General features: G+C 62.0%; 11 protein-coding genes and 1 pseudogene. 5 read left to right on the top strand and 7 right to left on the bottom strand.

The window, feature by feature from the left end:
* Window positions 1-126: 126 nt before the first annotated feature.
* Genes GHK62_RS01245 through GHK62_RS01235 form a run of 3 tightly spaced genes read right to left on the bottom strand, consistent with a single transcriptional unit; the run spans window position 127 to window position 3,148 of the window.
* Complete coding sequence (locus GHK62_RS01245; protein WP_153436549.1) at window positions 127-1,056, bottom strand: NAD-dependent epimerase/dehydratase family protein; 930 nt, start codon at window positions 1,054-1,056, stop codon at window positions 127-129.
* Complete coding sequence (locus GHK62_RS01240) at window positions 1,053-1,931, bottom strand: glycosyltransferase (RefSeq protein ID WP_153436548.1); 879 nt, start codon at window positions 1,929-1,931, stop codon at window positions 1,053-1,055. Before GHK62_RS01240 ends, GHK62_RS01245 begins: the two co-directional genes overlap by 4 nt.
* Window positions 1,928-3,148 carry an NAD-dependent epimerase/dehydratase family protein gene (locus tag GHK62_RS01235; RefSeq protein WP_153436547.1) on the bottom strand — a complete coding sequence of 407 codons (1,221 nt, stop codon included), beginning with the start codon at window positions 3,146-3,148 and terminating at the stop codon, window positions 1,928-1,930. The genes GHK62_RS01240 and GHK62_RS01235 overlap by 4 nt, the downstream gene beginning before the upstream one ends.
* Window positions 3,149-3,278: 130 nt before the next feature.
* Here GHK62_RS01235 and ybgC point away from each other — a divergent pair, with 130 nt between their 5' ends.
* Window positions 3,279-3,746, top strand: a complete 468-nt coding sequence (ybgC, locus tag GHK62_RS01230) for a tol-pal system-associated acyl-CoA thioesterase (RefSeq protein WP_153436546.1) — start codon at window positions 3,279-3,281, stop codon at window positions 3,744-3,746.
* A 29-nt stretch (window positions 3,747-3,775) separates the two neighbouring features.
* Here ybgC and ligD read toward each other — a convergent pair whose 3' ends face one another.
* The 4 genes and pseudogenes from ligD to GHK62_RS01215 form a co-directional block, all read right to left on the bottom strand.
* Window positions 3,776-6,373 carry a DNA ligase D gene (gene ligD / locus GHK62_RS01225; protein ID WP_153436545.1) on the bottom strand — a complete coding sequence of 866 codons (2,598 nt, stop codon included), beginning with the start codon at window positions 6,371-6,373 and terminating at the stop codon, window positions 3,776-3,778.
* A gap of 9 nt (window positions 6,374-6,382) precedes the next feature.
* Window positions 6,383-6,706 carry a hypothetical protein gene (locus GHK62_RS35365; RefSeq protein ID WP_452595773.1) on the bottom strand — a complete coding sequence of 108 codons (324 nt, stop codon included), beginning with the start codon at window positions 6,704-6,706 and terminating at the stop codon, window positions 6,383-6,385.
* A gap of 113 nt (window positions 6,707-6,819) precedes the next feature.
* Window positions 6,820-7,236 (bottom strand): annotated as a pseudogene (gene ku / locus GHK62_RS35360) (non-homologous end joining protein Ku); the annotation flags it as partial.
* A gap of 11 nt (window positions 7,237-7,247) precedes the next feature.
* Window positions 7,248-7,520: a hypothetical protein gene (locus tag GHK62_RS01215; protein ID WP_153436544.1), complete on the bottom strand. Its 273-nt coding sequence runs from the start codon at window positions 7,518-7,520 to the stop codon at window positions 7,248-7,250.
* Between the two features lie 301 nt (window positions 7,521-7,821).
* Between GHK62_RS01215 and tolQ the strand changes: the two genes are divergently transcribed.
* From tolQ to tolB, 4 genes are all read left to right on the top strand, one after another.
* Window positions 7,822-8,541 (top strand): protein TolQ, encoded by a 720-nt coding sequence (gene tolQ / locus GHK62_RS01210; RefSeq protein WP_136508078.1) that lies wholly within the window; start codon window positions 7,822-7,824, stop codon window positions 8,539-8,541.
* Window positions 8,542-8,568: 27 nt separating this feature from the next.
* Window positions 8,569-9,021 carry a protein TolR gene (tolR, locus tag GHK62_RS01205; RefSeq protein ID WP_136508077.1) on the top strand — a complete coding sequence of 151 codons (453 nt, stop codon included), beginning with the start codon at window positions 8,569-8,571 and terminating at the stop codon, window positions 9,019-9,021.
* Window positions 9,022-9,030: 9 nt separating this feature from the next.
* Window positions 9,031-10,101, top strand: coding sequence for a hypothetical protein (locus GHK62_RS01200; protein ID WP_153436543.1), 1,071 nt, complete (start codon window positions 9,031-9,033; stop codon window positions 10,099-10,101).
* An 81-nt stretch (window positions 10,102-10,182) separates the two neighbouring features.
* Complete coding sequence (gene tolB, locus GHK62_RS01195) at window positions 10,183-11,493, top strand: Tol-Pal system beta propeller repeat protein TolB (protein ID WP_153436542.1); 1,311 nt, start codon at window positions 10,183-10,185, stop codon at window positions 11,491-11,493.
* The last annotated feature ends 109 nt before the right edge of the window (window positions 11,494-11,602 follow it).

Below are 11,602 nucleotides of genomic sequence, written 5' to 3'. Positions count from 1 at the left end.
CGTCCTTTGGGACGCACAAAGGACGCTGTAACTCTTTGATTCCACGCATTGTGCTTTCCGAAAATCGGGCCCGATTTTCGGGCCGATGCGCTAACACCGCTTGCGGGGAGAGGATTATTCCTCGAGTTAAACGCGACGAGAGGGGCAATCGCCGGCGTTCGAGGTCCCGTATCCCGCCAACCCCCGGGTCGTCGCGGCTAGCCGGTCCTTTCCGCCGGGCGCCCAGCCGAGCGCGCGCAGATTGTCGGTGGACATTGCGTTGAAAGCGGCCATCTCCGCCACGGGCGGTAACGGATGGGAGCAACCGGTTGCCTTCTGCAGAATGGAGAGGATTTCACGGTTGTCGGTGAGCACGTCTGAGACGTTGAAGACTTTGCCGGAGACCTTGGTGGTCTCCGCCTCCAACACAAGCCTCACAGCCTGAGCTACGTCGTCGCCGTGCACTTCCGTACCGGCGCGTGGCGGAACCGCTTTGCCAGCGAGATAGTCGGCGAACAGGCTGCTCCATTTGTGTTTCCGCCCGGGACCCGCCGGCCCGTAGACGCCGGTCACGCGCAGGCTGGTCGTGGCGAAGCTGTGGCCGGTCATCGATTTCAAGGCGTCTTCGCCGGCTAGTTTTACCATGCCGTAGAGCGTGTCGGGCATCGCCGGCGACGTCTCGTCGACAAGGGGCGGCGCCGTTTCGCCGTAGACGGCACGGCTCGACAGAAACACACAGCGGCGAACCCCGGCCGCGCGTGCCTCATCGAAAAGGCGGACCGAGCCGTCGAGGTTGGCGCGCCGGAAGCCCTCCGGATCCGCGCCTTCGCCGCCACGATACTTGCCCTCGACATGCTCGAAGGCGGCGTGTACGAAATAATAGATGTCGTCGAATGCCGTGATCTGGTTCGCATCCGGGTCGAGGCGGAGGGGAACATAGGCTACCGGCTGCGAGAAGAACCCGGTGGCCGGAGGCATGCGACCGCCGACTGCAGCCTTGTAGCCGTGGGCGATGAGGTGCTCGACGATGAACCGGCCGACGAAGCCGGTGCCGCCGGAAACAAGGACGCGAGTCATGGGGTCAGGGCGCCGGGTTGTGGCGGATTGTCGAGCGTGTGGAGGTCCGGAATATTCTCGCCAGTCAGGTAGGCGTGCCAGAGCTCGATCAGCGGCCGAAGAGCGTCGGCGCGCGGGTGATCCGCCTCCCACGGCTTCTCATACTGGTAATGCAATACGCCGATCGAGCGCCAGTCCCAGAGCGCCGGCAGATTGAACCAGACATATTGCAGCATGTTCATCGTCACCGGCAGGCCGTGCCAGTCGGGAAAGTAGCTCTGCAGGAATGTCTGGTCGGTACGGGGCCAGAAGGCCCCCGGCGCGTCCAGAACCGCAAGCATCCTGTCGAACGTCTCGACCGACGGTTCCGCGACGAAGACGCCGGAATTCAGTCGGTGAAAATCGCCGAGGCTCTCGTAGACGTTCGGCGCGGCGGAAAATTCCGGGTAGCGGAAGAGCTTGTCGATGTTACGCAGGACGATCGCATCGGCGTCGATGAAGACGCAGCGCTCGTATTCGACGAGCTGCCAGAGCCGGAGCTTGCAGAAATTGTCGAGCGGCGAGTGGAATTCGGGTTTCCGGCCCTTGGTGAAGGGCACCTTCTCGTGGACGTTGCGGCGCGCATGGCGGGCGTTGAAGTCGTCGGAAAGGGGCAGGAGCTCCGTTTCGACGAGGCGGCAATCGAATTGCGTGAGCGGCTCGAGCGCGGCGGCATCCACCCCGCCGGTGTAGAGCACGACGATATCTGCGGGCGTTCGGGTAAGCCGGATCGACCGCAGCAGTGCGCGTGCGCCGAGCACATACTCGGCATTGGTGACGAGCGTCACGAAGGCGTGGCGGGCGGCAGGAGGCGAGGAGGGGCGGAGCCCCCCCGGCTGGGGCGTCGCAGGGGTCATGAAACGGATTTCAGTCGCTTGCCTTCCGGATCGTGATTGATCAAGGGTGCAATGTCCTTCGTCCAGGCGGAGACAGCCGGGACACGCGAACGATCGACGCGGTAGGCGAATTTCTTTGCCACATCGACGATTTCCGAAAGCAGGCCGTCCTGAAGGCGGATCGGATCGAGGCCCAGCGCCAGGAATTTCTCGTTATGAACCACCAGGTCGTTCTCGGCGGCCTCCTTGCGGGGATTGGGCAGCCAGGCGATTCTGGAGTCGGTCATGGCGGCGATCATTTCGGCGAGATCACGGACGCGATGCGTCTCGGTCATCTGGTTGAAAATCTCGACACGGCTGCCGCGCGCAGGCGGATTGTTGAGCGCGAGCTCGATGCAGCGGACCGAATCCTGGATATGGATGAAGGCGCGGGTCTGGCCGCCGGTGCCGTGAACCGTCAGTGGGTAGCCGATTGCTGCCTGGATCAGGAAGCGGTTGAGCACCGTGCCGTAATCGCCGTCATAGTCGAAACGGTTGATGAGCTGCTGATGCCGGCGCGTCTGTTCGGTGTGCGTGCCCCAGACGATGCCCTGGTGCAGGTCGGTGATCCGGAGACCATCGTTCTTGGCGTAGAACTGGAAAAGAAGCTGATCGAGGCACTTGGTCATGTGGTAGATCGAGCCGGGATTGGACGGATAAAGAATCTCCTGGCTCACCGTCTCGCCATCCGTCGTTTCGATCCCGACCGGCAGATAGCCCTCGGGGATCGCCGCGCCGACGGTCGAATAACCATAGACGCCCATTGTACCGAGATGCACGAGGTGAGCGTCGAGGCTCAATTCCACCAGCGCATTGAGGAGGTTGTGGGTGGCGTTGACGTTGTTGTTGACCGTGTAGTTCTTGTGCCGGTCGCTCTTCATCGAATAGGGCGCGGCGCGCTGCTCGGCGAAATGGACGATCGCATCCGGCCGGTGCTCGGCAAGCCAGTTCTTGAGGAGTTCGTAGTCGCGGGCGAGGTCGATCAGGTTGAAGTGGATGCGCCGGCCCGTCTCGGCATGCCAGATGCGGGTGCGCTCCTGGATGGAGTCCATCGGGGTCAGCGACTGCACGCCGAGCTCCGTATCGATCCAGCGGCGGGAAAGGTTGTCGAGAATATGGATGTCGTGGCCCGCATCGGATAGATGCAGCGCGGTAGGCCAGCCGACGAAACCATCACCGCCGAGGATTGCAATCTTCATGCACGGTTCTCCTGATCGCGAAGAAGGACATGGTGAGGTGATAGGATAGGATTGTGACAAAGCTGCAATGCTTGCAAATGGCTTTTTGTTCCTGCACAGGAAAAGAAGAATCCTCCCGGAGAATGAGACGATGTCACTAATTTCGCTCGCGGGCGAACTGACCGAGAACGGCCACCGACTCGTGCAGCGGGTCTATTACGAGGACACCGATTTTTCCGGCGTCGTCTATCATGCGCGCTACCTGCATTTCATGGAGCGGGCCAGAACCGACTATCTGCGGCTGCTCGGCGTCGAGCAGGCATCGCTTGCCATAGAAGGCGATACGGAAGGCCTCGTCTTCGTCGTTCACCGCATGGAGATCGACTTCAAGTTGCCGGCGCGCATGGACGACATCCTGACGATCGAGACGACGACCGAGAAGGCGGGTGGTGCCAAAATGGTGCTGCAGCAGGAGGTCCGTCGCGACGGCACCCTGCTGATCGCCGCCAAGGTCATCATCGCCGTTATCAACGGGCAGGGCCGACCGCGCCGCTTGCCGGAAGCGCTGGCGATAAAGTTCCTCGCCGCAGGGCACAAGATTCCGACTCGGGTCGAGTGACCCGGCCATGAAGTCTCAGTGGTCGAAGATCAGTCGCCGACCGAACTCAGTATTTTCTTCGTCAGCGACTGCCTGATTTCGCCGATATCCGCCCACGGATCGGTGCCGGATTCGATGCGTTCAAGAATGTCCGGAATGTGGAATGTGTTGGCGGCCTCAAGATCCTCGAGCTCATCCCAGTCGACCGGTGTCGCAATCGGCCCGCCCTCCCGGGCGCGGGTGGAGTAGGGGCAAATCGCCGTTGCGCCGCGGTCGTTCCTGAGCCAGTCGATGAAGATCCGGCCCTTGCGCTTGGCCTTCGACATGGTGGCGATGAAGTTGTCCGGATCGCGATCTGCGAAACGCTGCGCCATCTTCTTGGCGAACCCCTTGGCCTCGTCCCACTCGGCATGCGGTCGAAGCGGCACAATGACGTGGACACCCTTACCGCCCGTTACCATGGCAACCGTTCTGAGGCCGATATTGGCAAGTTCATCCCTCAGGCTGGCGGCAGCCGCCTTGACGGTGGCGAAGTCGACACTGGGATCCGGGTCGAGATCGAAAACCAGGCGATCGGGCTTTTCCAGCCGGTCGATCGTTGCACCCCAGATGTGAAACTCCAGCGTACCCATTTGCACGGCGGCAACGAGACCTTTCGCATCGCGAACGTACATGTATTTCTCGGTTTCGCCCGACGCCTCCTCGATCGGAACTTCACGAATCTCCTTCGGAAAACCGTCGCTGGCATGTTTCTGATAGAAGCACTGCCGCTGTCCGCCTTGCGGGCAGCGCACCAGCGAAACGGGATGGTTGGCCGCGAAGGGCAGCATCCTGTCCGCAACGACTGCATAGTAGCGGGCAAGGTCGATCTTGGTGACGCCCTGGCCGGCAAAGAGAACGCGGTCCGGATGCGATATGCGGATCCCGAGGATATCGGCATCGCCCTTCGCAGGCGCCACTGTCCGTGCCCTCGTCGCGCGTTTGCCCTTCCCGGTCTCCGCCGCGGCGTCCGTGGGGTTCGGTCTTTCCAGTTTCACGGCTTTGGCCTCCTTGTCCTCGCGCAATCCCTCGAATGAGCCGTGGCGGATATGTCCGTCATGGGTAAGCTCGGTGAAGTCCACCTCTGCCACAAGATCGGGCTTCAGCCAGACGGAATCCCGGTTCCTTTCTTTTGGCACGCTGTCGAACGGTGACGTCTTGCGCTTTCGCCTTGCGAAGGCGGCCGCAAGCTCTTCCATGGTCTTCTGCCCGAAGCCGGTGCCGACGCCGCCGCGGTAGACCAGTTTATCACCCTCGAAGGTGCCGAGAAGGATCGAGGCGAAGGCGCGCCCTTTTTTCGTCGACGGGGTGTAGCCGCCGATGACGAACTCCTGGCGTTTCGTACATTTGACCTTCAGCCAGCTTCGGGTGCGTCCGCTGCGATAGGGAGCATTCGCCTCCTTCGCGATAATCCCTTCCTGTCCGGCCTTGCAAATGGCGGCGAGCACGTGCTCGGCTTTGCCTTGAATATGCTCGCTGTACTGGACGGTCGAGGTGGGGCCGAGCGTGTCGACCAAGGCTTTCAGCCGTTCCTTTCGCTCGATAAGCGGCTTGCGGCTCAGGTCCTTGCCGTCGAGTTCGACGAGATCGAAAGCGTAAAGCCGTGTGCTGGCGCCGGTCCTCATCGCCCTTTGCAGGGCCGAAAAAGTCGAGCCTTCATCCGACAGCGCCACCACTTCACCGTCGATCAGGGCGGACTTGCAATCAAGCTCTGCAAGTGCGGAGGCAATGGCCGGAAACTTCTCGGTCCAGTCGAGACCATTGCGCGTGTAGCAGCGGACGGTGCCGCCGCCAACAGCAGCCATCAAGCGGTAGCCATCGAACTTGGCTTCGTTCAGCCATTCGTCTCCGGCGGGTACCTTCGTGACCAGGGTTGCAAGCTGCGGTGCCTTGAAGGCGGGCAGCTTTCCGGAGGATTTTCGGGTCGTGGGCTTGCGTCGATTGTCGTTCTTGGCAACCGCGCCGGCCTTGAGATTGGCGGCCGTGCTCTTGTTCGAATGCCAGACCCGCCCCCGCTTTTCGCCCTTGCCTTCAGCAATTTCATCCATGGTGCGGCCGGTACGGACACTCGTCAGGTTGTCTTCAACGAGGCGTTCTCCATCGTCCGAGGCGTCCTTGTCCTTTTCCTTGATCAGCAGCCAGTTTTCGCGCTTCTCATCATCTCGCGGCCGCATGCGCACCAGCGCCCAGCCGCCGCTCATCCGCTTCCCGTGCAATTGAAACGAGAGTTTGCCCTTCTTCAGGCCTTGGGTTGGGTCGTCATCCGGCTCCCACCAGCCGGTATCCCAAAGCATGACCGTGCCGCCGCCATATTCCTCTTCCGGTATCGTGCCTTCGAAGTCGCCATAGGCCAAGGGATGGTCCTCGGTGCGCACCGCAAGGCGCTTGTCTTCGGGATCGAGGCTAGGGCCGCGCGTTACGGCCCAGCTTTTAAGCACACCCTCCCATTCGAGCCGGAAGTCGTAATGCAAGCGGGTGGCATCGTGTTTCTGGACCAGAAAGCGTTTTCTGCCGGCATGTCCCCGGGCGACGGTTCCCTTGGGCTCGCTCGTCCTCGCAAAGTCGCGGCGTCGGTTGTATTCGGAAAGGGGTTCGTTGCGAGCAGCCATGGATCGTCCTCACGCCGATTTCCGCCGGCCGCGGCGCGAGGAGGATTGCGCCTTTGGCTGCGGCTTCTTCCCCTCGCCGCCTTCGAGGCTCTTCTTCAGCGCCGCCATCAGGTCGACGACATTGTCCCCACGCCGCTCCGGCCGTTCACCTTCCTCGACGGCGACCCGCGTCGACTTGCATTTCATCTTGCGCTTGACGAGCTCCTTCAGCGCTGCCGTGTAGTTGTCCTTGAAGGCGTTGGCGTCGAAGGGCGCGGTTTTCTTCTCAATAAGGGCGCTGGCGACCTCCAGCAGCTCCTTTTCAGCTTTCTTGCCGGAGATGTCGGAAAACATCGGGTCGGCCTTCCGCAATTCGTCGGCATAGCGCAGCGTCTCCAGCAGCAGGCCGTCGCCGCAGGGTTGACCGCCGCCAGATATTCGCGGCCTCTCAGTGTCAGTTGACCCAGGCCGATCCTTTCCGATTGCCGGAGCGCGTCGCGCACGACCCGGTAGGCATCCTCCGCAAGTTCATCTGCCGGGACGAGATAGTACGGCTTGTCGAAATAGAGGGGCGAGATGTCGGCGACGCCGACGAATTGAACCAGTTCCAGGGTCTTCTTTGTCTCGAGCTTGATCGAATCCACCTCCTTCGGTTCGAGGAGAACGTATTTGTCGTCCTCGTATTCGTAGCCCTTGACGATATCGTCGACGTCGACGGGCCCGACGCCTTCCACCACCTTCTGGTAGTGGATCGGCTTGCCCGAAGGTTTATGGATCTGGCGGAATGAGACGCTGGCGCCCGAGCGGGTCGCACTGAACAGCTCGACCGGGATCGAAACCAGCGAGAGACGAAGTTGACCTTTCCAAAGTGCGCGAGCCGCCATCGTTCCTCCATTCACCGGCCGAGCCTGCGGCGCGGCTCCGGCTCGTTGCGAGGAGGGTCACGCGCAAGCACGCGTTCGATGGCAGCGATGTGCTCGCCGGTGACGGTGGGGACGGGATCGGCAAGCAGTGCCTGGAGCACTTCCTTCGAAAGCACACCGTTTGCGATCGCCTCCTCGAAGGCGCAGCGTGTCTCTCGCTCGGCCTTCAATTGCGCATAGAGCGCAAGGATCAAGCGGTCGCGGGGGTCGAGCCGCGATGGCGCTGATTTCTCTTTTCCGGACATCTGGAGCGTCATGCGGGGAAAACGTGCGATAGCGTGGTGAAGTTCCAGAGCGTCCGCCACAGGAATGTCTGCCCGGTAACATTCCTTTAACCATAATGGTGTCTTAATCCGTGCATTAGGATTTGTGCAGTGCACGTCATCCTTTGACCAAAATTGACGGCAAGAAGGCAACCTGAAGCATTAGATCGCAATGCCGCGATCAGCGGCGATGCCGGGGCATTTTTGCAACAGGACGTTTGGGCGACCCGGTCATGAGCATGAACCGCTCTTGCCGGGTATTTGGATTCGGGGACTGGAAACGATGGAACAGGTTGGATTGGCCGCGACGAGCGATGTGACCCTCTGGTCGCTGTTCATGGAAGCGGGCTTTGTCGTGAAGCTGGTCATGCTGGGGTTGATCGCGGCCTCTGTCTGGACCTGGGGTATCGTCGTCGACAAGACTTTGAACTACGGCCGTGTTCGCCGTCAGCTCGATAATTTCGAGCAGGTTTTCTGGTCCGGCCAATCGCTCGAAGAGCTCTATCGCACGCTCTCCGACCGGCAGACGGCCGGCATGGGCGCGATCTTCGTCTCCGCGATGCGCGAATGGAAGAAGAGCTTCGAGCGCGGCGCCCGCTCGCCGATCGGCCTGCAGATGCGTATCGACCGCGCCATGGACGTGACGCTCGCCCGTGAATCGGAGACACTCGAGGCAAGGCTCGGCTCGCTCGCGACCATCGGCTCGGCCGCTCCCTTCATCGGTCTCTTCGGCACCGTCGTTGGTATCATGACCTCGTTCCAGGCAATCGCCGGGTCGAAATCGACCAACCTTGCCGTTGTCGCGCCCGGTATCGCCGAGGCGCTTCTTGCGACCGCTATCGGCCTGCTCGCCGCTATTCCGGCCGTTATCGCCTACAACAAGTTTTCCGCCGATGCCGGCAAGCTGACGGCGCGCATGGAAGCCTTTGCCGACGAGTTCTCCGCCATCCTGTCGCGGCAGATCGACGAGAAGCTGCAGTCCTCGCGCCAGGCCGCGCAATAACGACCCTCGAGCACGGAGACCACGCTGATGGGTATGGCAGTTGGCGGAGCCAAGGGTTCGGGCGGCGGGCGCCGTCGGCGCAATGGCAAGAAGGCGATCATGAGCGAAATCAACGTCACGCCCTTCGTGGACGTGATGCTGGTGCTGCTCATCATCTTCATGGTGGCGGCACCGATGATGACGGTGGGTGTGCCGATCGATTTGCCGGAGACGCAGGCCAAGGCGCTCAACTCCGATACCCAGCCGATTACCGTTTCGGTCAATCCGGCCGGTGAAATCTTCCTGCAGGAAACGCCGATCGGGATCGACGAGGTCGTTCCGAAACTCGAGGCCATTGCCACCACCGGCTACAACGAGCGCATCTATGTGCGCGGCGACACGAATGCCGACTACGGCACGGTGATGAAGGTCATGGCGCGGATCTCCGCGGCCGGTTTCAAGAACCTCGGCCTTGTCACGCTTCAAGAACAGGAAAAGTGATCCCCGGTCATGAAGGGCAGTCTCGCAACATCTGCTGTCCTCCACGCCCTGGTACTGACCTGGGCGCTGGTTTCGCTCGGTAGCCCGGCCGACTTCGAGGTCGCGGATGTCGAGGCGTTGCCCGTCGACATCGTCCCGATCGAATCGATCACGCAGATCCAGCAGGGTGACAAGAAGGCTCCCGCGAAGGAAAAGGCTTCCCCGGTTCCGACCAAGAAGCCGACGCCGGTCGAGAACGCCGAGAACGTCGGCGACAACGACGTGGACCTAAAGACACCGCCGACGCCCAACACGAAGCCGGTCCAGAATGAATCGGCGGCCGCGCCGGAGAAGACCGAGAAGGCGCTGCCGACACCGGATCCCGTCAAGGAGGAGATCGAGAAGGTCGAGGAACCCGAGCCGGCCTCCGAGCCCGCCACGGAAGTCGCGGCGCTGCCCGAGCCGAAGCAGGAGGTAAAGCCCGAGACCAAGCCGGAACCGGCCCCGGCCGAAGAGCAGCCGGCCGAAAACCCGGAGGCCGAGGCATTGCCGGACAAGGTGCCGACCCCGATGGCCAAGCCCAAGGTTGAAAAGCCGGCGCAGACGGCAAAGACACCGGAGCGCAAGAAGGAAGAGACCAAGAAGGAGCAGAAGAAGGCGTCCTCCGCCAAGGAGAGCGACTTCAATGCCGACGAGATCGCGGCGCTGCTCAACAAGCAGGAATCCTCCGGCGGCGGCGCGAAGCGCTCGACCGAGGAGGCGGCGCTCGGCGGCAAGAAGACGACCAGCGGCAACACGCTTTCGCAGAGCGAAATGGACGCGCTTCGCGGGCAGATCCAGAACAACTGGTCGATCATCCCCGGCATGGCCGACGCGGCTGATGTCCGCATCAAGGTAACGATGCGGCTCGACCCGAATGGCGAGCTGATCGGCGAGCCCGAAGTGGAAGCGAGCGGTGGCTCCGATGCGGCGCGCCGGGCGCTCATGGGCGGCGCTCGCCGCGCCATCCTCAAATCCGCACCCTTCAAGGGACTGCCGGCCGACAAATACGATTCGTGGAGCGAGGTCGTCGTCAATTTCGACCCGAGCTCAATGCTCTAAACAGGTTGGGGCGGGAGCGGGCGGAAAACCGCGCGCACTTTTCCTCATCCCGCCTAGAAAAATGAGAGGCTGAAAGGCTTTATGGAAATGCTGAGACGCAATTTTATTCGCCTCCTGATGGTGCTCGTCGCAGGCTGCGGGCTCGTTGCCTCGCCTGCTAACGCGCTCGTCGAGCTCAACATCAACAAGGGCAACGTCGAGCCGCTGCCGATCGCGGTGACCGACTTCCTGCAGGGGGAACTCGGTCAGAAGATCTCCGACGTCGTCGCTGCCGATCTTAAGCGCTCCGGCCTTTTCGCACCGATCGACAAGGGCGCCTTCATCGAGAAAGTTTCCAACCCGGATGCTGCCCCGCGATTTGAGGACTGGAAGGTCATCAATGCCCAGGCGCTCGTCATCGGTCGCGTCACCCAGGAAGGCGACGGCAGGCTGAAGGCGGAATTCCGTCTCTGGGATACCTTTGCCGGCCAGCAGATGCTGGGCCAGCAATTCTACACGCAGCCGGAAAACTGGCGCCGCGTCGCCCACATCATCGCCGATGCGATCTATGAGAGGATCACCGGCGAAAAGGGCTATTTCGACACCCGCATCGTCTATGTCGCCGAAAGCGGTCCGAAGACGGCGCGCAAGCGCCAGCTCGCGATCATGGATCAGGATGGCGCCAATGCGCGTGCGCTCACCAACTCGAACGACATCGTACTGACCCCGCGCTTCTCGCCGAACCGTCAGGAAATCACCTACATGTCGTTCGAGAACCAGCAGCCGCGCGTATACCTGCTGCAGCTCGAAACCGGACAGCGCGAGGTGGTTGGCAACTTCCCGGGCATGACCTTCGCGCCGCGTTTCTCGCCGGACGGCCAGCGGGTGATCATGAGCCTGCAGCAGGAAGGCAACGCGAACATCTACACGATGGACCTGCGCTCCCGCACCACGACGCGGCTGACCAACACCGCGGCGATCGACACGTCGCCGTCCTATTCGCCGGACGGCAGCAGGATCGTTTTCGAAAGCGACCGCGGCGGCAAGCAGCAGCTTTACGTCATGGGCGCCGACGGGTCGGGCCAGACGCGCATTTCCTTCGGTGACGGCGCCTATTCGACGCCGGTCTGGTCTCCGCGCGGCGATCTCATCGCCTTCACCAAACAGTCGGGCGGCAAGTTCTCGATCGGCGTCATGAAGCCAGACGGTTCGGGCGAGCGCATCCTCACCACCGGCTTCCACAATGAAGGCCCGACCTGGGCGCCGAATGGCCGCGTGCTGATGTTCTTCCGCCAGAATGCCGGTGCCGGCGGGCCGCAGCTCTATTCGATCGACCTCACCGGTTACAACGAGCAGCCGGTCCAGACCCAAGGCTTTGCATCCGACCCGGCCTGGTCTCCCCTGATGGAATAAAGCGCACGAGAGGAGCGCGAGCGGTTCTCCGCCCGCATCCCGCGTCTTTACTTGCTGAAGCGCGCCGCGGCCGATTCACGCGGCGCGCTTCTTTGTTTGGTGCATGTCG

Source organism: Sinorhizobium terangae, assembly GCF_009601505.1.
GTDB classification, from domain to species: Bacteria; Pseudomonadota; Alphaproteobacteria; order Rhizobiales; family Rhizobiaceae; genus Sinorhizobium; species Sinorhizobium terangae.
This window is presented reverse-complemented; position numbering and strand designations above follow the sequence as displayed.